General features: G+C 65.0%; 26 protein-coding genes. 16 read left to right on the top strand and 10 right to left on the bottom strand.

Translation table 11 applies throughout. From position 1 onward, the window contains the following. Positions 1 to 4: 4 nt before the first annotated feature. On the bottom strand, positions 5 to 295 hold the full coding sequence (locus tag AC1DHL_RS10245; RefSeq protein WP_478105874.1) for a UxaA family hydrolase: 291 nt from the start codon (positions 293 to 295) through the stop codon (positions 5 to 7). A gap of 157 nt (positions 296 to 452) precedes the next feature. Here AC1DHL_RS10245 and AC1DHL_RS10240 point away from each other — a divergent pair, with 157 nt between their 5' ends. Genes AC1DHL_RS10240 through AC1DHL_RS10205 form a run of 8 tightly spaced genes read left to right on the top strand, consistent with a single transcriptional unit; the run spans position 453 to position 7,376 of the window. Then, the gene (locus AC1DHL_RS10240; RefSeq protein WP_478161929.1) at positions 453 to 902 is read left to right on the top strand and encodes a hypothetical protein; all 450 of its coding nucleotides are present in this window, start codon (positions 453 to 455) and stop codon (positions 900 to 902) included. Between the two features lie 3 nt (positions 903 to 905). Then, positions 906 to 1,268, top strand: a complete 363-nt coding sequence (locus AC1DHL_RS10235; RefSeq protein WP_478161928.1) for a hypothetical protein — start codon at positions 906 to 908, stop codon at positions 1,266 to 1,268. 32 nt (positions 1,269 to 1,300) lie between these two features. Then, positions 1,301 to 2,272, top strand: coding sequence for a quinone oxidoreductase family protein (locus AC1DHL_RS10230; RefSeq protein WP_478161927.1), 972 nt, complete (start codon positions 1,301 to 1,303; stop codon positions 2,270 to 2,272). A gap of 25 nt (positions 2,273 to 2,297) precedes the next feature. Beyond that, the gene (locus AC1DHL_RS10225; protein WP_478105870.1) at positions 2,298 to 3,101 is read left to right on the top strand and encodes a TauD/TfdA dioxygenase family protein; all 804 of its coding nucleotides are present in this window, start codon (positions 2,298 to 2,300) and stop codon (positions 3,099 to 3,101) included. Then, positions 3,098 to 4,177 carry a phosphotransferase gene (locus AC1DHL_RS10220; RefSeq protein ID WP_478161926.1) on the top strand — a complete coding sequence of 360 codons (1,080 nt, stop codon included), beginning with the start codon at positions 3,098 to 3,100 and terminating at the stop codon, positions 4,175 to 4,177. Before AC1DHL_RS10225 ends, AC1DHL_RS10220 begins: the two co-directional genes overlap by 4 nt. Positions 4,178 to 4,198: 21 nt before the next feature. Then, complete coding sequence (locus AC1DHL_RS10215) at positions 4,199 to 5,368, top strand: acyl-CoA dehydrogenase family protein (RefSeq protein WP_478161925.1); 1,170 nt, start codon at positions 4,199 to 4,201, stop codon at positions 5,366 to 5,368. 2 nt (positions 5,369 to 5,370) lie between these two features. After that, positions 5,371 to 6,123: an SDR family NAD(P)-dependent oxidoreductase gene (locus AC1DHL_RS10210; protein WP_478105867.1), complete on the top strand. Its 753-nt coding sequence runs from the start codon at positions 5,371 to 5,373 to the stop codon at positions 6,121 to 6,123. A 32-nt stretch (positions 6,124 to 6,155) separates the two neighbouring features. After that, positions 6,156 to 7,376, top strand: a complete 1,221-nt coding sequence (locus tag AC1DHL_RS10205) for a porin (RefSeq protein WP_478161924.1) — start codon at positions 6,156 to 6,158, stop codon at positions 7,374 to 7,376. On the opposite strand, the gene AC1DHL_RS10200 is transcribed toward AC1DHL_RS10205, so the two are convergent. Further along, positions 7,364 to 8,275, bottom strand: a complete 912-nt coding sequence (locus AC1DHL_RS10200) for a LysR family transcriptional regulator (protein WP_478105865.1) — start codon at positions 8,273 to 8,275, stop codon at positions 7,364 to 7,366. The two genes, AC1DHL_RS10205 and AC1DHL_RS10200, sit on opposite strands and share 13 nt — an antisense overlap. A 176-nt stretch (positions 8,276 to 8,451) precedes the next feature. Here AC1DHL_RS10200 and AC1DHL_RS10195 point away from each other — a divergent pair, with 176 nt between their 5' ends. Continuing rightward, positions 8,452 to 9,540, top strand: coding sequence for a YeiH family protein (locus tag AC1DHL_RS10195; protein WP_478161939.1), 1,089 nt, complete (start codon positions 8,452 to 8,454; stop codon positions 9,538 to 9,540). 16 nt (positions 9,541 to 9,556) lie between these two features. On the opposite strand, the gene AC1DHL_RS10190 is transcribed toward AC1DHL_RS10195, so the two are convergent. From AC1DHL_RS10190 to AC1DHL_RS10180, 3 genes are all read right to left on the bottom strand, one after another. Beyond that, complete coding sequence (locus AC1DHL_RS10190; RefSeq protein ID WP_478105864.1) at positions 9,557 to 10,285, bottom strand: alpha/beta fold hydrolase; 729 nt, start codon at positions 10,283 to 10,285, stop codon at positions 9,557 to 9,559. 98 nt (positions 10,286 to 10,383) lie between these two features. Further along, complete coding sequence (locus tag AC1DHL_RS10185; protein WP_478161923.1) at positions 10,384 to 11,253, bottom strand: YbgC/FadM family acyl-CoA thioesterase; 870 nt, start codon at positions 11,251 to 11,253, stop codon at positions 10,384 to 10,386. Further along, positions 11,250 to 12,185: an alpha/beta hydrolase gene (locus AC1DHL_RS10180; protein WP_478161922.1), complete on the bottom strand. Its 936-nt coding sequence runs from the start codon at positions 12,183 to 12,185 to the stop codon at positions 11,250 to 11,252. Before AC1DHL_RS10180 ends, AC1DHL_RS10185 begins: the two co-directional genes overlap by 4 nt. Before the next feature lie 125 nt (positions 12,186 to 12,310). Here AC1DHL_RS10180 and AC1DHL_RS10175 point away from each other — a divergent pair, with 125 nt between their 5' ends. After that, the gene (locus tag AC1DHL_RS10175; protein WP_478161921.1) at positions 12,311 to 13,447 is read left to right on the top strand and encodes an iron-containing alcohol dehydrogenase; all 1,137 of its coding nucleotides are present in this window, start codon (positions 12,311 to 12,313) and stop codon (positions 13,445 to 13,447) included. Positions 13,448 to 13,593: 146 nt separating this feature from the next. Here AC1DHL_RS10175 and AC1DHL_RS10170 read toward each other — a convergent pair whose 3' ends face one another. Further along, the gene (locus AC1DHL_RS10170; RefSeq protein ID WP_478161920.1) at positions 13,594 to 13,959 is read right to left on the bottom strand and encodes a type II toxin-antitoxin system RelE family toxin; all 366 of its coding nucleotides are present in this window, start codon (positions 13,957 to 13,959) and stop codon (positions 13,594 to 13,596) included. Beyond that, on the bottom strand, positions 13,946 to 14,197 hold the full coding sequence (locus tag AC1DHL_RS10165; RefSeq protein ID WP_478105859.1) for a type II toxin-antitoxin system Phd/YefM family antitoxin: 252 nt from the start codon (positions 14,195 to 14,197) through the stop codon (positions 13,946 to 13,948). The genes AC1DHL_RS10170 and AC1DHL_RS10165 overlap by 14 nt, the downstream gene beginning before the upstream one ends. Before the next feature lie 827 nt (positions 14,198 to 15,024). Here AC1DHL_RS10165 and AC1DHL_RS10160 point away from each other — a divergent pair. Together AC1DHL_RS10160 and AC1DHL_RS10155 are read left to right on the top strand one after the other, a co-directional pair. Then, positions 15,025 to 16,011 (top strand): serine hydrolase domain-containing protein, encoded by a 987-nt coding sequence (locus AC1DHL_RS10160; RefSeq protein WP_478102798.1) that lies wholly within the window; start codon positions 15,025 to 15,027, stop codon positions 16,009 to 16,011. A 65-nt stretch (positions 16,012 to 16,076) separates the two neighbouring features. Beyond that, positions 16,077 to 16,637, top strand: a complete 561-nt coding sequence (locus AC1DHL_RS10155) for a dihydrofolate reductase family protein (RefSeq protein ID WP_478102796.1) — start codon at positions 16,077 to 16,079, stop codon at positions 16,635 to 16,637. Between the two features lie 81 nt (positions 16,638 to 16,718). Here AC1DHL_RS10155 and AC1DHL_RS10150 read toward each other — a convergent pair whose 3' ends face one another. Further along, entirely contained in the window at positions 16,719 to 17,594 is an 876-nt protein-coding gene (locus AC1DHL_RS10150) for a LysR substrate-binding domain-containing protein (protein ID WP_478161919.1), read from the bottom strand. Between the two features lie 94 nt (positions 17,595 to 17,688). Between AC1DHL_RS10150 and bla the strand changes: the two genes are divergently transcribed. Genes bla through AC1DHL_RS10130 form a run of 4 tightly spaced genes read left to right on the top strand, consistent with a single transcriptional unit; the run spans position 17,689 to position 20,256 of the window. Next, positions 17,689 to 18,567, top strand: coding sequence for a class A beta-lactamase (gene bla, locus AC1DHL_RS10145; RefSeq protein WP_478161918.1), 879 nt, complete (start codon positions 17,689 to 17,691; stop codon positions 18,565 to 18,567). A gap of 38 nt (positions 18,568 to 18,605) precedes the next feature. Continuing rightward, entirely contained in the window at positions 18,606 to 19,235 is a 630-nt protein-coding gene (nthA, locus tag AC1DHL_RS10140; RefSeq protein ID WP_478161917.1) for a nitrile hydratase subunit alpha, read from the top strand. After that, positions 19,232 to 19,894, top strand: a complete 663-nt coding sequence (gene nthB, locus AC1DHL_RS10135) for a nitrile hydratase subunit beta (protein ID WP_478161916.1) — start codon at positions 19,232 to 19,234, stop codon at positions 19,892 to 19,894. The genes nthA and nthB overlap by 4 nt, the downstream gene beginning before the upstream one ends. Beyond that, the gene (locus AC1DHL_RS10130; protein ID WP_478161915.1) at positions 19,891 to 20,256 is read left to right on the top strand and encodes a nitrile hydratase accessory protein; all 366 of its coding nucleotides are present in this window, start codon (positions 19,891 to 19,893) and stop codon (positions 20,254 to 20,256) included. The genes nthB and AC1DHL_RS10130 overlap by 4 nt, the downstream gene beginning before the upstream one ends. 29 nt (positions 20,257 to 20,285) lie before the next feature. Here the strand turns inward: AC1DHL_RS10130 and AC1DHL_RS10125 are convergent, their stop codons facing one another. Then, the gene (locus AC1DHL_RS10125) at positions 20,286 to 20,507 is read right to left on the bottom strand and encodes a hypothetical protein (RefSeq protein ID WP_478161914.1); all 222 of its coding nucleotides are present in this window, start codon (positions 20,505 to 20,507) and stop codon (positions 20,286 to 20,288) included. A gap of 54 nt (positions 20,508 to 20,561) precedes the next feature. Then, on the bottom strand, positions 20,562 to 21,632 hold the full coding sequence (locus AC1DHL_RS10120; RefSeq protein ID WP_478161913.1) for a patatin-like phospholipase domain-containing protein: 1,071 nt from the start codon (positions 21,630 to 21,632) through the stop codon (positions 20,562 to 20,564). Between the last annotated feature and the right edge of the window lie 22 nt (positions 21,633 to 21,654).

Here is a 21,654-nt window from a genome sequence, read left to right as displayed (position 1 = left end):
ATTCCTAGCGCTCTTCCAGATCGCCGCGAGCGCGAGCCGAATCGAAGTTATGTACGTGGGCGTGCTCTCCGGGGGCAATGGCCCGCGTGGCGCGACCGATGACTTGCCCGTACTTGAGCACGTTGGCGCCCAAGGGGATCGGCGAGATGCAGATCTTGTGACCGAACGCGACGTCTTGCCGCGCGATGACCTGACCGGAAATCTCGCCTTGCAGCGAGCAGGTCTCGCCTTCTCTGGCGGGATCGATCAAGGTGGCTACGTTGTCGGAAGGGTGAAGGATGATGCTTCTTGGCATGTTTGACTCCTATAGAGGACATCGCAACTATAGGCACTGCTTCTTCGTACCGCAACAAGTAAATAGAGAGCAAGCGTAGGTACTTGTCCTATATAGGACTTGTTGACATGACCGAATCGGCTAACTACAGTCGCCTCCATCGTCTGAAAGCAAAGTCATGCAGATCCCAGGTCATCTGAACAAGGTCAACAAGCTGAACCAGTTGCGAGCACGGCTCGACCCGCTGGAGGATTTCGAGCTGTGGTTCTGGGCAACCATGATGTCGGGCACGCATGCGGTCAATGCCGCCCTTCACCACTCTGGAGTGACCGAGCCCGTGGAGGCCTATGCGATGCAACCGGGTGTCTACCTGGTGCCGCAGCCCGACGGCCGCCTGGTGTCGAAGTTCGCCGCGCTGGGCGATGTGCTGCACGTCGGGCGCCCGGTCATCGAGGCCCCGGTGCCCGAGGACGTCCATCAAATGATGCACGCGATGGAGCGCATCGAAGAGCACCGCGATCCCTGTGTGCGCGAGGGCTGCAAGCCGACGCAAGAGATCGTCGATGCCTGCGAGCGGGCCTACGGCGAATGCATGGCCATCCTCAACCACCGCTGCCCTTTGGAGTAAGCCATGAAGCCCCAGGAACACGAAGCAGCGGCACAGCGCATCGAGAACTCCTTGCGCAAGTGCGGGCCTGACGACTACGAAATCATCATCGAGGGGTCGATGCTCGCCGGCTCGCACTGGCTCAATGCCCATCTGCATCGGCTCGGCGCGACACAGCCCGCGCAGGACGTCATGCACACCTACCTTCTCGTCGTGAACGAGTTGCGTCGGCTGAGCGTGGCCGACCCGGAGGGCGTCGCTTCCCTCAGCGCCATCGAAGACCTGCGCCCCGCCTATGTGCGAGGCGCCGTTTCGGGCGGGAAGAATGCCGCGCAACGCGCGCTCTCGCTGCTCGAACTCATACGCGCCAGCGCTCGTGCCTCGTGACGCCGGCAACCTACCCAAACACGGAGAAATACATGAAGGCAGTCAGAGTCATTCCGCATCCCGACGGCGGGCGCATTGAAGTTCAGGAGATCGCCAGGCCCAAGGTCGGGCCCGGCCAGGTGCTCGTGCGCGTACGCGCATCCGGGCTCAACCGCGGCGAAATCACGCAGGCCAAGGACAAGCGCACCGGCGACCCCATGACGGTCGGCGTGGAGTTCGCGGGCGAAGTCGCCGAAGTCGGGAGCGAAGTCGCTGCCTGGCGCGAGGGCGACCGTGTCATGGGGCATGGGCGCGAGTGCCAGGCGCAGTACGTCCTTGCGGATCCGCTGGCCATCATGCCGGTGCCTTCGACAGTTTCATGGATCGAGGCGGCGTCGTTTCCCAACGCGTTCATCACTGCGCACGACGCGGTGATCACTAACGGACAGTTGCGCCCGGGCGAGTCGATCCTTGTCAACGGCGCGTCGGGCGGCGTGGCCTGGGCGGCGCTGCAGATCGCATCGCTTTGGAAGGCTCATCCTGTGATGGCGATGTCTCGCTCGGCGGAAAAACTCGCGCGACTGGCGGAGTTCGGCGTCGAGGTGGGTATTGATTCCTCGAAAGAGTCACAGCTCGAGAAGGTGATGTCCGCGACCGAGAAGCGCGGCGTCGATGTCGTGATCGACCTGGTCGGCGCGCCGGTGTTCGAGGCCAACGTGCAAAGCATGGCGGTGGGCGGACGCTACGTGAATATTGCCCGGCTGGGCGGGCGCACCGCGCAGATCGACCTGGAACAACTTTGGCTCAAGCGCCTGAAGCTGATTGGCGTCACCTTCCGCACACGCTCCGAGCAGGAGCGGCTGCAGTGCATTCAGGCCTGCGCGCGCGACATGCTTCCGTTCCTGAACGACGGCCGCATCCGCTGGGCCATTGACCGCAGTTTTGCGCTGGACGACATCCATGCAGCACACGCCTACATGATGCAAGCCCAGCACTTCGGAAAGATCGTTCTGACCATTGATTGATTGACCCATTAGCCCGGAGACAAAGATGACGAAACTCAAAGTGACACCGTTGACCGGTTCCATCGGCGCCAGCGTCGAAGGCATCGACCTGAACAGCTCCATCGACAACGAGACGTTCGCCGCGCTGCACGACGCCTTCCTCACGCATTGCGTGCTGATCTACCGCGGCCAGCAACTGAAGCCCGCGGCCCAGGTCGAATTCGGCCGGCGCTGGGGCAAGCCGTTGAATACCAACCCGCTGCTGAAGCACCTCGAAGGCCATCCCGAGATCGTGCAAGTCACCAAGATCCCCAAGGCGACAGCATCGACCGAGGCGTGGCACTACGACTCGTGCTACACACCGGTCCCGCCCAAGATCTCGATCCTGTCGGCCGTGACAGTGCCCAACGGCGGCGACACCATGTGGTGCAACCAGTACCAGGCCTATGAACGGCTGTCGCCCACGATGAAGCGCATGCTCGAAGGCCTGCGCGTGAAGTTCGTCGGGTTGCGCCTGGGCCGCATGATGGGCGCCGATGCGGCCAGCCTGCCGACCGCCGTGCATCCGCTGGTGCGCACCCATCCGGAAACCGGCCGCAAGGCACTGTACGTCGGCCACCGCGAGACGGCGCAGCTCATCGAGGGCATGACCGACGAGGAAAGCCGCCCCCTGCTGGACTTCCTGTATGAGCACTCGACGAGCCCGGACAACATCTATCGGCACATGTGGCAGCAAGGCGATGTCGTGATGTGGGACAACCGCTGCACCATGCACTACGCCGTCCACGACTACGGCGAAGCCGAGCGAGTGCTCAACCGCATCACCATGGAAGGCGAAGTGCCGCAATGAAGCGCGACGATTGCGCGCTGGCGCAGGACGTCGAGCCCGTGCGCGAAGCCTTTCGCTTCGACGAGCAGCGCCTGGCGCACTGGCTGCACGCGAATGTCGACGACCGGGCCGGCGAGTTGCGGGTCAGTCAATTCAAGGGCGGCCAATCGAATCCGACCTACCGTGTCGACACAGACCGCCGCAGCTACGTCCTCAGGCGCAAGCCGCCGGGCGACTTGCTCAAGGGCGCCCATGCGATCGACCGCGAGTACCGCGTGCTCGCAGCCTTGCACGAAGCGGAGTTCCCGGTGCCACGGGTACACGCCTTGTGCGTGGATCGCAGCGTGATCGGGACCGAGTTCTACGTGATGGACCGCATCGAAGGGCGCGTGTTCTGGAACCCGCGCCTGCCAGAGGTGGCCGCGCCCGAGCGCGCGGCCTGTTTCGACGCGATGAACGCAACGATCGCCCGCTTGCACGGCATCGATCCGTCGGCCATCGGCCTGGGCGACTACGGCCGCACCGGCGGCTACTTCGAACGGCAGATCGCACGCTGGTCCGGCCAGTATCGGGACGACGCGCTCGCAGGCCGCGATCCGAACATGGACCGGTTGGTCGAATGGCTGCCGCAACACGTTCCCGCGGGCGACGAGACGACGATCTCGCACGGCGACTTCCGCTGCGACAACATGATCTTCCACCCGACGGAGCCGCGCGTCCTGGCGGTGCTGGACTGGGAGCTCTCGACGCTGGGCCATCCGCTTGCCGACTTCGCCTACCACGCGATGATGTACCGGCTGCCGCCATCGATCATGAATGGCTTGCTTGGCGAAGACCTCGAGCCGCTCGGCCTGCCCTCGGAAGCCGACTACGTTGCCGCCTACGTGAGACGCACCGGGCGTGACGGCATCCCCAACTACGCCTTCTACATCGCGTTCAACATGTTCCGCCTCGCCGCCATCCTGCATGGCATCAAGGGGCGCCTGCTGCGCGGGACCGCATCGTCGGCGCAGGCCGTCGAAATGGCGAAGAACGTCGAGCCGCTGGCCAAGCTGGCTTGGCAACAAGCCGAAATCGCGATGCGCGAAGCCGGCTGAATTTCAACAGAAAAACACACCATGTCTCCACACCTGCCTTCCGCGGCCGCCGCGGAGTTGCCGGAGCGCGTCCTGCGTTTCGTGCGCGAAACCGTGATCCCCTACGAGAAAGACCCGCGCAACCACGGGCACGGGCCGTCCGAGGATCTCGTTCAAGAGCTGCGCACGCAGGCCCGCGAGGCCGGCTTGATGGCGCCGCATCTGCCTGCGGAATACGGTGGCCATGGGCTCACGCACCTCCAGACCGCGGCGGTCTTCCGTGCCGCCGGCTATTCGCCGCTGGGTCCGGTCGCGCTCAACATCATGGCGCCCGACGAAGGCAACATGCACCTGTTGGAGCGGGTCGCCACGACGGCACAGAAGGAGCGCTTCCTGCGCCCGCTGGCAGCCGGTCACGTGCGCTCGGCCTTCTTCATGACCGAGCCCGATGGCGGCGCCGGCTCCGACCCGTCGATGCTCAAGACCGAGGCCGTGCGCGATGGCAGCGACTGGCTGATCAGCGGCCGGAAGTGGTTGATCACGGGCGCTGTCGGTGCCGGCTTCGGCATCGTGATGGCCCGCACCGAGGAACGCGCGACGATGTTCCTCGTCGACATGGACAGCCCCGGCATCAAGATCGAGCGCATTCTGGACACCATCGACAACTCGATGCCCGGCGGGCATGCCGTCATCGCGCTCGACCGCGTGCGCGTGCCGGCGGACCAGATCCTCGGCGAAGAAGGCCGAGGCTTCGACTACGCGCAAGTTCGCCTCGCGCCGGCACGCCTGACGCACTGCATGCGCTGGTGGGGTACGGCACGCCGGGCGCATGACATCGCCACCGACTACGCCTGTCGCCGCCATGCCTTCGGCAAGCCGCTGATCGATCACGAAGGCGTCGGATTCATGCTGGCAGACAACGAGATCGACCTGAAGCAGGCCGAGCTGATGATCGACTGGTGCGCCGCGGTGCTCGATACCGGCGCCAAGGGAACGCAGGAAAGCAGCATGGCCAAGGTCGCCGTGTCTGAGGCGCTGTACCGGATCGCCGACCGCTGCGTGCAGGTGCTCGGCGGCCTGGGCGTCACGCGCGACACGGTGGTCGAGCAGGCGTTCCGCGAGATCCGCGCCTTCCGCATCTACGACGGCCCGTCGGAGGTTCACCGCTGGTCGCTGGCCAAGAGCATCAAGCGCCGCATGAAGGAGCACTGAGCATGTTGAAGGCAGATCTGACGGGCGTCACCGCCCTCGTCACGGGCGCGTCGAGCGGACTCGGTGCCCACTTTGCGCGCCTGCTGGCGCGTTCGGGCGCGAACGTGCTGCTGGCCGCCCGGCGAGTCGCTGCGCTCGAGGCCATCGTCGCCGAACTGAAGGAAGGCGGCGCCCGCGCGCAGGCGCTCGAACTCGATGTCAGCCAGCCCGAGCAGGTGCGCGCGTGCATCCAGGCCCTGCCCCGGCTCGACGTGCTGGTGAACAACGCGGGCGTGACGCTGACGCGCTCCTTCCTCGAACAAAGCGACGAGGACTGGGACCGCGTGCTCGACACCAACCTGCGCGGCGCGGCGATGGTCGCCCAGGCTGCGGCGCGGCGCATGAAGGCGCTGGAGACACGCGGCTCGATCATCAACGTCGCTTCGATCCTCGGCTTGCGGCAGGCCGGCCACGTGTCTGCGTACGCCGTGTCCAAGGCGGCGCTGATCCAGCTCACCAAGTCGATGGCGCTTGAACTGGCGCGCGAAGGCATCCGCGTCAACGCGTTGGCGCCGGGCTATTTCGACACGGAACTCAACCATGACTTCTGGCAAGGCGACGCCGGCCAGGCATTGATCAAGCGCGTTCCTTCGAGGCGCCTCGGGCAGCTCGATGAGCTGGACGGGCCGCTGCTCCTGCTCGCTTCCGACGCATCACGCTACATGACGGGTGCCGTGCTTGCCGTCGATGGCGGACATCTGGTCAGTTCACTCTAGTGCGAATTCTCAAAACCATGAAAAACCCAAAAATGAAAAAGTCCCTGGTTGGTCTGGCTGCCCTGGCAGTTCTCGGAGTCGCTTCCGCGCAGTCATCCGTCACTTTGTTCGGCGTGCTGGATGAATCGGTCAGCGGCTACCAAAACACGTCGGAGACCCCGTTGGGCGTCAGCGCCCGGACGAGTCGCCAGGTGCTGGCAAGCAATGGCTACAACCAGAGCCGCCTTGGGTTCCGCGGAACGGAAGACCTTGGTGGCGGTCTGGCTGCCAGCTTCTGGCTCGAATCCGCGCTCTTTCCGGACGATGGAACGACCGGCGGCAATGTGGCGAACTCAGGCCCGAGTGCGAACGGCTTCTTCAATCGCCGCTCGACGGTGAGCCTGTCGGGCGTCGCCGGCGAGTTGCGCCTCGGCCGCGACTACACGCCGACCTTCTGGAACGACCTCGTGTTCGACCCGTTCAGCGCCAACGGCGTGGGCACCAATGTCATTGCCACGGCCAACGGCTTCAGCAGCACCGGGGCGTCGGTCAGCGGCTTCCGGGCCAACAGCACCTACATCCGCGCCAGCAATTCTGTCGGCTATTTCCTGCCACCCAACCTCGGTGGCTTCTACGGCCAGGCCATGTATGCCTTCAACGAGCAGGTCAAGTACGACCCTGGCGTCTTCACGCCGCCGAAGGTCCCGAACAATTCGCGTGCGGGCGCATACTGGGGCGGTCGCGTCGGCTACGCCAACGGTCCGTTGGACGTGGCTGTCTCATACGGCGAGGCCACGATTGCCGACGACTACTTTGCCGGACTGACAACGACGCTCGACTCCGCCAACCTCGGCGCCTCGTACGACTTCGGCCCCGTGAAGCTGTTCGGGGAATTCTCGAAAGCCAAGCTGAATACGGACAACGACGGCATCGTCCCCATCGGCGCCATCAACGCTTCGCCGCGCGCCACAGGCTACCTGCTCGGCGCGACGGTGCCCATCGGCGCCGGGCTGATCCGGGCCTCCTACTCGCAAGTGAAGATCGATCCGAACCGAGTGATCGCGCAGCTCACCGGCGATCCGACCGCCAGCAAGTGGGCGCTCGGCTATGTCTACAACCTGTCCAAGCGCACCGCGCTCTACGCCACCATCGCTCAGCTCAACAACAAGAACGGCTACGACCTGGCTGTTGGCAGCGTGCCGTTCGTCTCGGGCGGCACCTTCCAGGCCAGGACGTCACGAGGCTACGACCTGGGCATCCGTCACGCGTTCTGAGCCTCACAGTGCGTGACAAAGCGCTGCAGGTTGGCCGAGAACCGCTTCCGGCGATGATGGATCAGGTATAGCCGACGCGTGAGGCGCGGCAGCGTGGTTTCCAGGACCACCAGCCTGCCCAGGGTCAAAAGGTCTTGCACTGCGCAAAGCGACAGGCAGGCAAGACCCAGCCCCTCTGCCGCTGCTTGCTTGATGGCCTCCGTGCTGCCCGGGAGCATTTCGCCGTCGAGGTGATGCAGATGCGACAGCAACGCCTGCTCCGTTGCTTCGCGAGTGCCTGAGCCGGGTTCGCGAAGCAGCCATCGCGTCTGCCGCAGGGCCTTGAGCGGCACCCGTTGCGCCCCGTTTTGCGCCAGGGGGTGCGTCGGCGCACACACGATCACCAGATCGTCTTCCCGCCACGGCACCGCGCGAAGCTCCGCTTCGCGGCAGGGGCCTTCGATCAGTCCCAGGTCCACCTCCAGTCGGGCCACGGATCCCGCCACGTCGCGCGTATTGCCGATCTGCACATCGACGCCCGCGGCAGGCCATGTCCTCAGATAGCTGGCCACCAATTGCGGCAAGAGGTAGTTACCGATGGTGGTGCTGGCGCCGATTCGCAACCGGGTTGCCATCGCGTCCTGGCCGGCCGCCGCGCTGCCGAGCCCGAACTGGGCCTCGATGTCCTGCGCGCTGTCCAGCAGCGCCCTCGCCTGCGGCAACAAGGATCGCCCGTTGTCGTTCAGGAGAAGGCGCTTGCCGACGCGATCGAACAGTTGCGCGCCAAGCAGGTTTTCCAGTTCGTTCAGCGCTCCGCTGGTCGCGGATTGCGACAGCGCCAGACGCGACCCTGCAGCGGTGGTGCTGCCGGCGTCGGCAATGGCCGTGAAGATGAGGAGTTGGCGCAAGGTCAATCGCATGGTTTTGAACTCTATACCTGTTTTATCGCTTATTTATAGCTGAACTATCCGTTTGTCAGATAAGGCGCGGGGCGTCAAAGTTCGTCTGCACCTATCCAATCAACGCATTGCAGAACCCCATGTCCTCCGTCGCCGACCTCACCCTCCCCTCCCAGTCGACCGCCGCAGATGCCGTGATGCAGCAGCGCCCCGGCGCCTGGACACGCTGGCGCGGGATGGCGCCGGGCCTCGCATTGACGGGCGCGATCGCCTTCGCATCGATCCATCTGGCGCAACTGGGCTGGCTGCAATCCAACGGCATCAGCGCGCTCACCCTGGCGATCGTGTTGGGCATGGTGGTCGGCAACACCGTGTATTCGCGGATCAGCACGGTTGCCGACGCGGGCGTGACGCTGTCCAAGGCAAAGCTGCTGCGGCTGGGCATCATTCTTTACGGCCTGCGCCTCACCTTCCAGGACATCGGCAACGTGGGCTGGGCAGGCGTGGCGATCGACGCGCTGGTGATCTGCAGCACCTTCGGGCTGGCCTGCTTTCTGGGCACACGGGTATTTGGCCTCGATCGCAAGACGGCGATGCTGATCGGTACCGGCAGTTCGATCTGCGGCGCGGCCGCGGTGATGGCTGCCGAACCCGTGGTGCGCGCCCGCGCCGAGCAGGTCATGGTCGCCGTCGCCACGGTGGTGGTGTTCGGCACGCTCGCCATGTTTCTCTACCCCGTCCTGCACCACCTGAATGCGCAATACCACCTGATCCCGATGTCGCAGGACGCCTACGGCGTATTCGCGGGTTCGACCATCCACGAGGTGGCCCAGGTGGTCGCAGCCGGACGCGCGGTCGGCGAAGAAGCCGCGAACACGGCAGTGATCGCGAAGATGGTCCGCGTCATGATGCTGGCGCCATTCCTGATCATCCTGTCGGCGTGGTTGTCCCGGTCGTCACGACGCGACGACGCGTCGGACCGCACCGAGAACCGCGGCGATGCCAAGCAAGGCGGCGGCCTCGTCATCCCCTGGTTCGCGTTTGGCTTCGTTGCCGTGGCGGGATTGAATTCGCTCGCCGTGCTGCCGCCTGCCGTCGTGAGTCAAATCACCAGCATCGATGGCGTACTGCTCGCGATGGCCATGGCGGGTCTGGGCCTTTCCACCCACGTTTCAGCGGTCCGCAAGGCCGGTATCAAGCCGCTGGCATTGGCAGCCGTGTTGTTCGCCTGGTTGATCTTCGGCGGTCTCGCCATCAACACTGGCGTGACGGCTCTGCTGAACTGAGCGGCAGCGACGGCGTTCAGGCCAGTTTGAGCAGTTCCGCCGCAAGTTCCTTGGGCATGTCGACCATCACGTCGTGGCTTACCGGCATCTTGACCAGCCGCCAACCCGACGCTTTCTCGACCTTGGCAGCGAAATAGCGAAACGGGCTCGGGTCCCAGTTGTCCGCGAGGATGTACAGGCGGTTCTTGATCTTGTCGAGCGCGCCAGTGAGCAGCAGCGGCATCTCGAAGGTCGCGAGCGCCTGCGGCCGGCAGAGGCGGTCGACGCGCGCGCGGTTGGCCGGGGCGATGTTGAACATCTCGGCGGGAATCGGCTGCATCAATCCGCTGTGGTCCTGCAAGGCGGTGCCACGGAAGGCTCCGAGAAACTGCGCGGCCACTTCAGGCGCCAGCGCCTTGTTCAGCAGGCCGTTCAGCGAATCGCCATGCTCGGGCACGAAGGCGTCGAGATAGACGAGCGAGCGGATCTTGTCGCTCATGCGGTCGGCCACGCCGGTGATGACCATGCCGCCATACGAATGGCCGACCAGGATCACGTCGCTCAGTTCTTCCCACTCGATGCAGCCGCAGACGTCTCGGATATGGGTTTCGAGCGTGATGTTTTCCGCCGACTGGTGCGCGCGCTCGCCGACGCCCGTGTGCGTGGGCGTGAACACCGTGTGTCCGGCCGCGCGCAGCGCATCCGCCGTTTCCCGGTAGCACCAACCGCCGTGCCAGGCGCCATGGACGAGAACAAAGTTGGCCATCGCTGTGTCTCCGAAAAATGAGGAGCGGCCATCTTGAGCGGCGCCTGTGCCGCGTGCCATCGGGTAATCCCGGCCGATGCCGGCAGATGCCGGCGAGGTCAGAGCTTCCGGCGCATTTCGATGTGGGCGATGCCCGCTTCCTCGAAGGGCTCGCCGTGCGGTGCGTATCCGAGCCGCGTATAGAAAGCCTCGGCGCTGCGCTGCGCATGCAGGGTGACCTCGCGGTCGCCGCGCGCTGCCGCAACGGCTTCGAGCGCACGCAGCACCGCCTCTCCGTGGCCGCCACCGCGCAGCGTGCGGTGCACGGCCATGCGTCCGATGCGCCCGATACCGGCTGACTCCGCCACCAACCGGCCCGTCGCAATCGTCTGTCCGAGCCGATTGCGCGCGACGGCATGCACCGCGTTTGCGTCGTGCTCGTCCCATTCGAGTTCCTTGGGAATGCGCTGCTCCTCGATGAAGACTTCGCGCCGCACCTTGCCGGCGCCCTCCCCGAGCGAATCCCAGTTGCCGGTGGCAACGTCGCGCATCGGCTCGCCCGCCTCGTAGCCCGCGAGAATCTCGCGCAGCAGGGGCGGCACGGGCTTGGAGGTCTGCGTGGCCGGGTCGGCGTACACGTAGACCAGGTCGCAGCTCACCAGCAGTTCATCGCCGCGGAACAGGCCGCCGACGAACAAGATCGACGAATTGCCCACGCGCACGCACTTCATGCCGACGTCGAGCAGGTCATCCACCCGCGCCGAGGCATTGAACTCGACCGTCGCCTTGCGCACATAGAGGTCGCCGCCCAGGGACTGCATCGCCTCTTCATACGGCAACGCCATCGCGCGCCAATAGTCGGCGATGGCCGTGTCGAAATACATCAGGTAGTGCGCGTTGAAGACGATCTTCTGCATGTCCACCTCGGCCCAGCGCACGCGCAGGCGGTGGAAGAAACGAAAGTCGGATTTCTTGAGCTGTTCAGTCATGGTTGCAAGGCTTCTTTGAGTGCGCGGGCTGCATCGGCATGCGCCTGCAGCGCTTCGGGGATGGCGCGGCCCATCTTGACGAATTCGTGGATCACGCCGCGATAGATTTCAAGGTCGACGGGCACACCCGCGGCGCGCAGCTTGTCGGCATAAGCGATGCCTTCGTCCACGACCGGATCGTATTCCGCCAAGCCGATCCACGCCGGCGCGACGCCTTCGACGTCTTCGGCGTTGAGGGGCGCGAAACGCCAGTCGTCGCGATCGGTGGGCGAATTCACATACAGGTTGAAGAAATAGCTGATCAGCGCCTCGCCGAGCAGTGGGCCCTCGGCGTATTTCTTGTGCGAAGGCGTGTCCTGGTGCGCGGCGGTGCCTGGATAGAAAAGCAGTTGCAGCGCGAGTGGAATTCCCGCATCTCGCGCGAGGATGGCGCACACCGCCGCCAGCGTGCCGCCGGCGCTGTCGCCGCCGACCGCGATGCGCGTGCCGTCAAGGCCCCACTGCCCTGCGTTCCCGGCGAGGTGTTCGAACGCATCCCACGCATCGTTCGACGCCGTCGGGAACTTGTGCTCCGGGGCCAGCCGGTAGTCCAGCGAAACCACCGCGCAGCCGCTCTTCTCGCTCAGCACGCGGCACAAAATGTCGTGCGTGGCGATGCTGCCGACCGTGAAACCACCGCCGTGAAAGAACAGCAGCACCGGCAACACCGCGTTCGACGGCGCATACAAGCGCGCCGGAAGTGCGTAGCCGTCGCGAGCGGCCAAGGTGAAATCCTCGACGCGCGCAAGCTGCGGCTTGGGCACTTCGAGCACACCGGCGCCTTTTTCGTAGGCGGCCTTGGCCTCGGCGGGGGGCAGCGCGTGCAGCGGCGGACGCCCTGCGCGCGCCATGCGTTCGACCACGCTGGCCATCTTGGGGGTGAGCGCGACCATTTCGTCAGTCCCCGCCGGCTGTCCCGATCGCGTCTGGCGCAGGGGTTTCTTGAGTGTCCAAAGTGCTTCGTGCTTGTTAGATTCGAGGGCTCGCATCGTACCGTCCGCACAAACCCAAAAGCACCATGGCCCTTATTCAATACCTCACCCAGATCCAGTTCGATTTCGGCGCCATCCAGTTGCTTCGCAGCGAATGCGAACGCATCGGCATCCAGCGGCCACTGGTCGTGACCGACGCAGGCGTGCGCGCGGCCGGCATCCTGCAGAAGGCGCTCGACGCGCTCGGCGACATGCCGGCGGCCGTGTTCGACCAGACACCTTCCAACCCGACCGAAGCCGCCGTGCGCGCCGCCGCCGCCCAGTACCGCGCGCAGAACTGCGACGGGTTGATCGCCGTCGGCGGCGGCTCCGCCATCGACTGCGCCAAGGGCGTCGCAATCGCGGCCACGCATGAAGGCCCGCTCAAGATCTACGCCACCATCGAGGGCGGCTCGACGAAGATCACCGAGCGCGTCGCGCCGCTGATCGCCGTGCCCACCACCAGCGGCACCGGCAGCGAGGTCGCGCGCGGCGCAATCGTGATCGTCGACGACCACCGCAAGCTCGGCTTCCACAACTGGTTCCTGATGCCCAAGGCCGCCATCTGCGATCCCGAACTCACATTCGGCTTGCCGCCCCGGCTGACCGCCGCGACCGGCATGGACGCCATTGCGCACTGCATGGAAACCTTCATGTCGGCCGCCTTCAATCCGCCGGCCGACGGCATCGCGCTCGACGGGCTCGAACGGGCCTGGGGCTACATCGAACGCGCCACCAAGGACGGCAGCGACCGCGAGGCACGGCTCAACCTGATGAGCGCTTCGATGCAGGGCGCCATGGCCTTCCAGAAGGGCCTGGGCTGCGTGCATTCGCTGAGCCATAGCCTGGGCGGCATCGATCCCCGGCTGCACCACGGCACGCTGAACGCCCTCTTCCTGCCGGCGGTGATCCACTTCAATGCCGGCGCCGAATCGGTTCAGAAGGATCAGCGCCTCCAGCGCATGGCGCACGCCATGCATCTGGATTCGGCCGGTGACCTCGGCGACGCGATCCGTGAAATGTGCGCGCGCCTGGGACTGCCCAAGGGCCTGGCTGAAGTCGGCGTGACGCCGGACATCTTCGAGCAGGTGATCGACGGCGCGATGGTCGACCATTGCCACAAGACCAACCCGCGGCTCGCCACACGGGACGACTATCGGCGGATGCTTGAAGCGTCGATGTAGAAGCAAAGCAAGGCCATGCGAACGTTCAACGATTCATCCTAAAAGGACGCCACATGAACCGCTTCCGTTACCCGAGGTTGAAGCTTGTCTGCGCCACAGCGTTCATGCAGTTGCTTTGTGCCGAGCAGACCGCGCCAACCTGCTGACTACTTCTTCAACTTCTCGCGCAGTGCTTTCGAAAGCGCAACCGCCGCGACAGAAAGGCGTGCAAGCGCGGACTGGTAGACCACGCCGTTCTCTCGCTTGTCGACGGCCACAACAGTCACCAGCAAGTGGTCGTCCTCGACCGAGTAGACCAGGCGCACGCCTTGCTGCCGCAGCTTGATCTTGTAGCAGCCCGCGAGCGGTCCATGCAGCTCTCCTCCAGGCACATGAGGGTTGTCGAGTCGCTTGGCGAGCAGCTTCTTGAGGTTCGCCTGAACAGAGCCATCAAGCTTGCGCCACTCCTCCAAGGCCTCCGGCATGAAGCGAAGTTTGTATTTGTGCTTCGGCTTGCCTTTAGAGGTCGTCAATGTCGACCTCGACGGCTCGCGACTTCTCGGCCAAGCGGCTGACGGCCTTGCGGTACAGCTCCTGGTCGGCGAGTTCCTCCATCATGGCCTCGAAGAGGCGAGGCTCGATCATGTAGAACGCGGCGCGATTGTGGTTGAGTACCGCAACGGGACGGTTGTTCGCCTCCCTTAGCACTGCGGCCGGGTTCTTTTTGAACTCGGACATGCTTACGGCGACGTCGGCGAGAATGGCTTCCATAAATAGCTCCGTATTTGGAGCTAAATATAGCTACACTCTAAGCCTTGGTCAAGCGCGTTCCTGCGGTGCGGTAGTACTGGTCTCCAGGCGCACCGCCGGACAAGTCAAGATAGAGGCTAATGCGCGCGGGCACCTCCGAAGGCAAGCACTCGGCCTGGATTGTTCGGTCGTGGATAGCGAAGCCGTGCGCTCATGTTGTAGTCGAGTGGACGTCAAATGCGCAAAGCTGTCGTTTTCGCCTCTCTCTGCGCTGTCGCGTCCATCGCGATGGCTGTGGGTCCCGACGCGGTGTCTTGGACCGCCGACTCGGGCAGGGGTCGAGGCATTGCGCCTGGAGAGCACGCGCACAGCTCGAACGTTCTACCTCCGCAATGGATTCGTACCTGACGGGCCCGCAGTTCTGGCGTTCGGTATCGAGGGCCAGCCCGTGCGAAAGGGGCTCGGCTCAAAAGGCTGATGCGCGTGCCTCGGAGGGCAGAAGCGGCCAAGACCGGACCTTCCTTTGTCGGTCAGAATCCTGGCAAGAAGGCTGACCAACAGCCTCTAAGGACGGTGGCGCAAGCAACCGGTGGTCAAAGTGATCTCGGCTTTCAGCCAATGGCGGTCCTACACTCCCAGCGTCGGGCTTCACCTGGACGAAAGGACGGAATATGAGGCGGCGCCAGTTTGCTTCACTTCTCGGCGGAACTGCGCTTGCATCGCTCCCTGGGTTGCCAGCGTTCGCGGGCCCGTCCGATGGTTGCGGTGCTCCACCTGCGCGAGACGATGGGTGGGCGGTCTCCGCCAACATTGACGACAAGCTCATCGACGGCGGAGCGCTGTGCAGGATGGCTGCTCAACTCGCGGTCTCATCCAACATACATGCCGTGCTGGTAGCACGCAGCGACAAGCTGGTGTTCGAGCGGTACTTCAGCGGTCCCGACGAGGTACCCAGCCTGTTTTTTGGCAGTCGGGTGAAAGAAGTCGTCTTTGATGTCGACACCCTGCACAACATGAAGTCGGTTTCAAAAAGCGTTGCGTCGCTTGCAATCGGGATCGCTATCGATCGGGGACTGATCCGCAGCGTCAACGAACCGATCTTCAACTTCTTCCCCGAGTGCGCAGACTTGCGTTCGCCTGAGAAGGATCGCATTCAACTGGTGCACGTGCTCACCATGACGATGGGTCTGGAGTGGGTGGAGGCGACTCCAGCCACCGGGGAGAACAACGACGAATCGCGCATGCACAGGTCGGCGGACCCGTCTCGCTATGTCCTCGGCTTGGCCTCGACTTCGCCGCCAGGCCAGGAGTTCTTTTACAACACCGGGGCGCTGACCCTCGCGTCCGTCATCGTTCGCAAGGCGACCGGACGGCCCTTGGACGAATTTGCCCGAGAAGTGCTGTTCGAACCGCTGGGCATTACCGACGTGGAGTGGAGCCGGGTCAAGGGCGATACCGATGCCGGAGGAGGGTTACGCTTGCGACCGCGCGACATGGCAAAGATCGGCCAGCTTGTCCTCGCGGGCGGGCGGTGGAACGACCGTCAAATCGTCTCCAGAGATTGGATCGAGACCTCGACGACATCAAAGATCAAGGCGACGGACGATCAATACTATGGGTATCTCTGGTGGCTCGGCCGCGCCCGGACCAACGACGGTGTGGTTACCTGGATTGGCGCACTGGGTCGCGGCGGCCAGTCAATTCGCATCGTCCCGGAGCGCAAACTCGTTGTCGCGGTGACGGCAGGCTACTACCAAGACTACAGCCCGCAAGCATTCAAATTGCAGTTTGGCGTTTTCAGGGACGTCCTACGATCCATTCCGCCCCAAGGCTGAGTACGGGCGGTATCGCTGACTAGGGGCGACGGTCCAGCGGACCGCCCAACTCGGAGGAGACTCGCATGGGACTTCTAACCTTCAGCCTCAACGTCACCCTGGACGGCTGCGTTGACCACCAGGAGGGAATCGCCGACTACGAGACGCACGCCTTCTTCACCCGCCTCATGGACGAGGGTGGGGCGATGCTGTGGGGCCGCGCCACCTACGAGATGATGGAGAGTTACTGGCCGGCGGTCGCCCGCGGYGATGTGGAGGCGCCGCCGACGGTGCGCGAATGGGCGGTCAAACTGGAGATCAAGCCGAAGTACGTCGTGTCGTCGACACGAACGGACTTCCCGTGGACCAACAGCCACCACATCGCCGGCGACTTGCGCTCGGGCGTGCAAAAGCTCAAGGACGCGACCCCGGCCGGAGTGCTCCTCGGCAGCGGCAAGCTCGCGACCGAGCTGGACCGCCTGGATCTGATCGACGAGTACAAGTTCCTCGTTCACCCCAGGATCGCCGGCCACGGCCCGACCCTGTACCAGAGCGGGCTGCCCAGCACGCGACGGCTTGAGTTGATCTCGGCGAAGCCGCTCAGCAACGGCGCGGTCGCCATGCACTACCGGCGCGCGCGCGGCTAACAATCGGTTGCAGCGGAGCGTTGGACGACTGCTTCCGGGGAGCGCCCAGCGCGCTATTCGCGCGTCGACAGCGACGGACTTTCAGTCGACGTTGCCGGTCTGTTCCAGCAGCCAATCGCGGAACAACTTCATCGCCGGGCTCATGGGTTTCGACCGCAGCCGCGTCAGCCAGTAACTGCCCGTCATGACCTCTGTGGCCAGCGGGCGGAGCAGCCGGCCTTCCTGAAGCTCGCGCTCGAACATCGAGGCCGGCGCGAGCGCGACGCCTGCGCCCTGGATGGCGGCTTCGACCATCAGTCGCGACGAATCAAACACCGGGCCGCGAATCGCGGGGGCATCGAGCCCGGCGGCGGTGAACCATCCCGGCCAGTCCTCGGCCCGATAGGAGCGCAGCAGTGTCTCGTGCAACAGGTCCTGCGCGCGACGCACGCGCGCTGCCGTCGCGGGCGCGCAAAGCACCGTCAGCGGCGTCGCCATCAGGTGATCGGCCTGCAGGCCCTGCCAGTTGCCGTCGCCGAAGCGGATCGCGAAATCCAGCCCTTCGGCGGCCAGGTCGACCACGTTGTTGTGCGTCATCAAGCGCAGGTCGATGAAGGGACAGTTTTCCCGGAACATCCGCAGCCGCGGCATCAGCCAGCCGACCGCAAAGGTGCCGACCACGCCGATGCTCAGCACCTCGAAGAAATGACCGTTGTCGAACTGCTGGACCACCGCCTCCATGCGCCCGAAGGCATCGGCCAGCACCGGCAGCAGCGCATGGCCCTCGTCCGTGAGCGCGAGGCCGCGCGGCAGGCGCCTGAACAGTGCGACGCCGAGCCGCGATTCCAGTCCGCGCACCTGCTGGCTCACCGCGGCCTGGGTCACGTTGAGTTCCGCCGACGCAAGCGTGAAACTGGAATGGCGCGCAGCGCATTCGAAGGCGCGCAAGGCGTTGAGGGGAAGATGAGTGCGTGCCATCGCTGACCAAAGCTTTTCTTTTGCGAGCCAGAAAATACCATCGTTTGTGAAACCGCCCGAAAGCGCCGAAAGTCATCCGCTTTCAGGAGAACGCATGATTCATCGACGACTGTTTTCGGCCGGCCTGCTGGCCTCTCTCGGCTCCCTGGCTTGCACCTCGGCCCTCGCCCGCACTGGCAACGAACCCAAACTCTCGCAGCGTTTCGCGGAGATCGAGAAAGCCGCGGGCGCCCGGCTCGGCATCGCCGTGCTCGACACCGGCAGCGGCCTGCGCGCGGGGCATCGCGACAGCGAGCGCTTTCCGATGTGCAGCACCTTCAAGCTCCTGGCCGCCGCGGCGATCCTCGCTCGTGTCGACCAGAAGAAAGAACGACTGGATCGCCGCATCGTCTTTCGCGCAAGCGATCTCGTGAACTATTCACCCGTGACGGAAAAGCGCGTCGGCGGCGCGGGCATGACACTGGCGGAAATCTGCAAGGCAGCGATCACGCAGAGCGACAACACGGCCGGCAACCTGATGCTCGCCAGCATCGGTGGGCCGGCCGGCCTGACGCGCTTCGCCCGCTCGATCGGCGACGCGCAGACACGCCTTGACCGCACGGAGACTGCGCTCAACGAAGCCCTTCCGGGCGACCCGCGCGACACCACCACGCCAGGCGCGATGCTGGCGAACATGCGAAAAATTCTTTTGGGTGATACGTTGCTGGCGTCGTCGCGCGCCGACCTGCTGGGCTGGCTCGATGCCAACCAGACCGGCGGACAACGTCTGCGCGCCGGCGTACCGGCCGACTGGAAGGTCGGCGACAAGACCGGATCGGGTGACCGCGGCACGGCCAACGACATCGCGATCCTGCGGCCGCCGGGGCGCGCGCCGATCCTGGTCACGGTCTACCTGACCGAGAGCACCGCCTCGATGGAGGCGCGCAACGCCACGATTGCCTCGGTCGGCGCGGCGATCGCAGCAGCGTCCTGAGATCGCCCGAAATCGCCGTGCGGCGCTAGCATGCGGCCATGGCACACGATCACCACCACGATCACGACGACGACCACAGCGAGCTGGGCGAGATGGACCTTCGGGTGCGCGCACTCGAAACCGTGCTCACGCAAAAGGGCTACATCGACCCGGCCGCGCTGGACGTGCTCATCGACACCTACAAGACCCGGATCGGCCCGCGCAACGGTGCCAGAGTCGTCGCAAAGGCCTGGGTCGACCCGGCGTTTCACGACTGGCTGCTGAAAGACGCCACCGCCGCGATCGCCTCGCTCGGCTACACCGGTCGCCAGGGCGAGCACATGGTCGCCGTGGCCAACACCGATGACCGTCATCACATGGTGGTCTGCACGCTGTGCAGCTGCTATCCGTGGCCCGTGCTCGGCCTGCCACCGACCTGGTACAAGAGCGCGCCCTACCGCTCGCGCGCCGTCAGGGACCCGCGCGGCGTGCTGGCCGAGTTCGGTGTCGATCTGCCCGAATCGACCGCGATACGCGTGCTGGATTCGACGGCCGAGGTGCGTTATCTCGTGATTCCGCAACGGCCTGCCGGCACCGAAGGCTGGAGCGAAGAGGCATTGGCAGAACTGGTGACGCGCGACGCCATGATCGGCACCGGCCTGCCGCGCACACCGGAGGCCACGCAATGACCTACACCTCCCATGCAGACCTCGGAGGCCGCGACATGCCTGACGCGATCGTGCCCGAACACGAAGGCGAGCCCTTTCATTCGGCATGGGAAGCGCGCGTGCTGGCACTGACGCTGGCCATGGGCGGCACCGGCTCCTGGAACATCGACGCCAGCCGCAGCGCGCGGGAAACCCTACCGAACTATTCGCGACTGAGCTATTACCAGATCTGGCTGGCCGCACTCGAAAAGCTCATGGCCGAACGCTCGCAGGTGCTGCCAGACGAACTGGCCGCCGGCCGCATGCTGCACCCGCCGCAGCCGGTGAAGCGCGTGCTGCAGGCAGCCGACGTTCCGGCGGCGCTGGCGCGAGGCACGTCCGTCGAGCGGCCAGCCACCGCACCGGCACGCTTCGCCATCGGTCAACGCGTGCGCACGCGCGCCGGCCACGTCGAGCATCACACCCGCCTTCCCGGGTATGTGCAGGGCAAGGTCGGCACCATCGAACATCTGCACGGCATGCACGTCTTCGCCGACGCGCACGCGCAGGGCCTGGGCGAACAGCCGCAATGGCTCTACACGGTGGTCTTCGATGGAGACACGCTGTGGGGCGCGGGCGCCGGGCCCGGGCTCAGCGTGTCGGTCGATGCGTGGGAAAGCTACCTGGAGCCCGCCACATGATCGCCGCAACGCCCTTGTTGCCCAATATGCCGACGAACGACGGCGTCGAGCCCGTCTTCCGCGAACCATGGGAGGCGCACGCCTTCGCGATGACCGTGTCGCTCCACCAGCGCGGGCTGTTCACCTGGCCCGAATGGGCGGACGCACTCGCCCTCCAGATCAGCGCCGCGCAGGCGGCCGGCGACGCCGACAGGGGCGACACCTACTACCGCCACTGGCTCGCCGCGCTGGAGACGCTGGTCGCCAGCAAGGGGGCAAGTTCGTCCGAAGAACTGGCGCGTTACCGTGATGCCTGGGACCACGCCGCCGACCGCACGCCGCACGGCCAGCCGATCGAGCTTCGTGAACAGGATTTCGGCTGAGGGCCCGTCGAGCCGAGGAAGCGGACGTCTCAGCCCTTCTTGCCGCCGAATACGAGCAACGCCCCACCCACCACGATCGCGGCCACGCCGGCCCAGATCGGGAAATCGACTTCCTGCTTCTGCTTCACCGAGAGTTCGACGGGACCGATCTTGAGCTGATGGGTTTCCTTGGTGAAACTGAAGTCGCCCATGCCGAGCGCGGCGATGCCCGCAACGATCAGGATCAATCCGACGATTCGGGTGACGGTCATGGGGGTATGTCTCCGGTGTGCCCTCGACTTTAGCCGGAGCGCGAGGTCGCGCCATCAGAGCGAGAGGACCTCGTCCGCCCTGCCCTTGTGGAGCCATTCAGCAAACTCGTCCGCCAGCCGCTGCGATTCCTTCGCCGCCGTGCTCCATGCCTTGACGCGCGCCGGCACATCGTTGCCGTAGCGCAAGAAGTCGTTACGGTCCGGCAGCTTGCCGTTCGGCAGCGACTTGACCCATTCCGGGTTTGGCGCCAAAACCACCATGCGGTCGAGAAAGCCTGTGGCCTTGTGGCGCCACTTGAATCCCTTGTCCAGCCAGCCCGGCACCACGGCCTTCTGGAAATGCGGATACAGCACGATGCCGTCCGCGTTGGCGTAGTCCAGGTGCAGGTGGTAGTCGGTGATGCCGCCGTCCCAGTACGCGCCGGGCGGTGCGCCGGGAATGTCGTGCACCGCCTCGAGCATGAACGGGATCGAGCACGAAGCCTGCAAGGCCAACTCGAAGTTGGCTTCGATCAGGTCGACCTGTCGCGTGCGGAAATCCTGCGTGCCGAAAGGCAGCTTCGCACCCGGCGTCGAGAACACCACGCGTTCGAGCCAGGCGCCCAGGCTCTTGCGGCGCACGCTGTTGGTGATGAAGGCGCCGAGGTAGCCGACGGGCGTGCGAGCGCGGCCCTCGCGGCCCAGAATGTGGCGCCCCCGCGCGGTGATCACGTGCAGGCTGTAGCGCGAATGGCCAAGCACTTCCTGCGTGCGACCGCCATAGAAGTCGCGCAGCCCTTCGCCGAACAAGGCGCTGATCTGCCTGGCACTCAGGCGCTTCTTGCCCACGGGCACCTCGAAATGCTGATGGATGTAGCCGTGCTCGAACTGCTCGAAGGCCGTCTTCGCATCGGTGAGGCAGGCATTGGCAAGCCGCCATGCGCCGATCGACGCACCGACCAGATCGATGGCCTGCGTGGACTGCGGCAGCCATTCGCCAAACAGGAAGCAATCGATCGGACCGAGGATCAGGCCCTTGGGCCCGCCCGCCGCGCCAGGAACGGTGCGCACGTCCTGCGGTCGCAGTCCTTGTGCAGCGATGTGTTCCCGAGCAACCGGCCCTGCGTAGATGCGAAGCGCCTTCATGCCTCCACCGCTGGCAAGAATC

This window comes from Variovorax sp. 10L426, from assembly GCF_056395305.1.
Note: the sequence above shows the minus strand (reverse complement) of the source record. Positions and strands in the feature narration are given on the sequence as shown.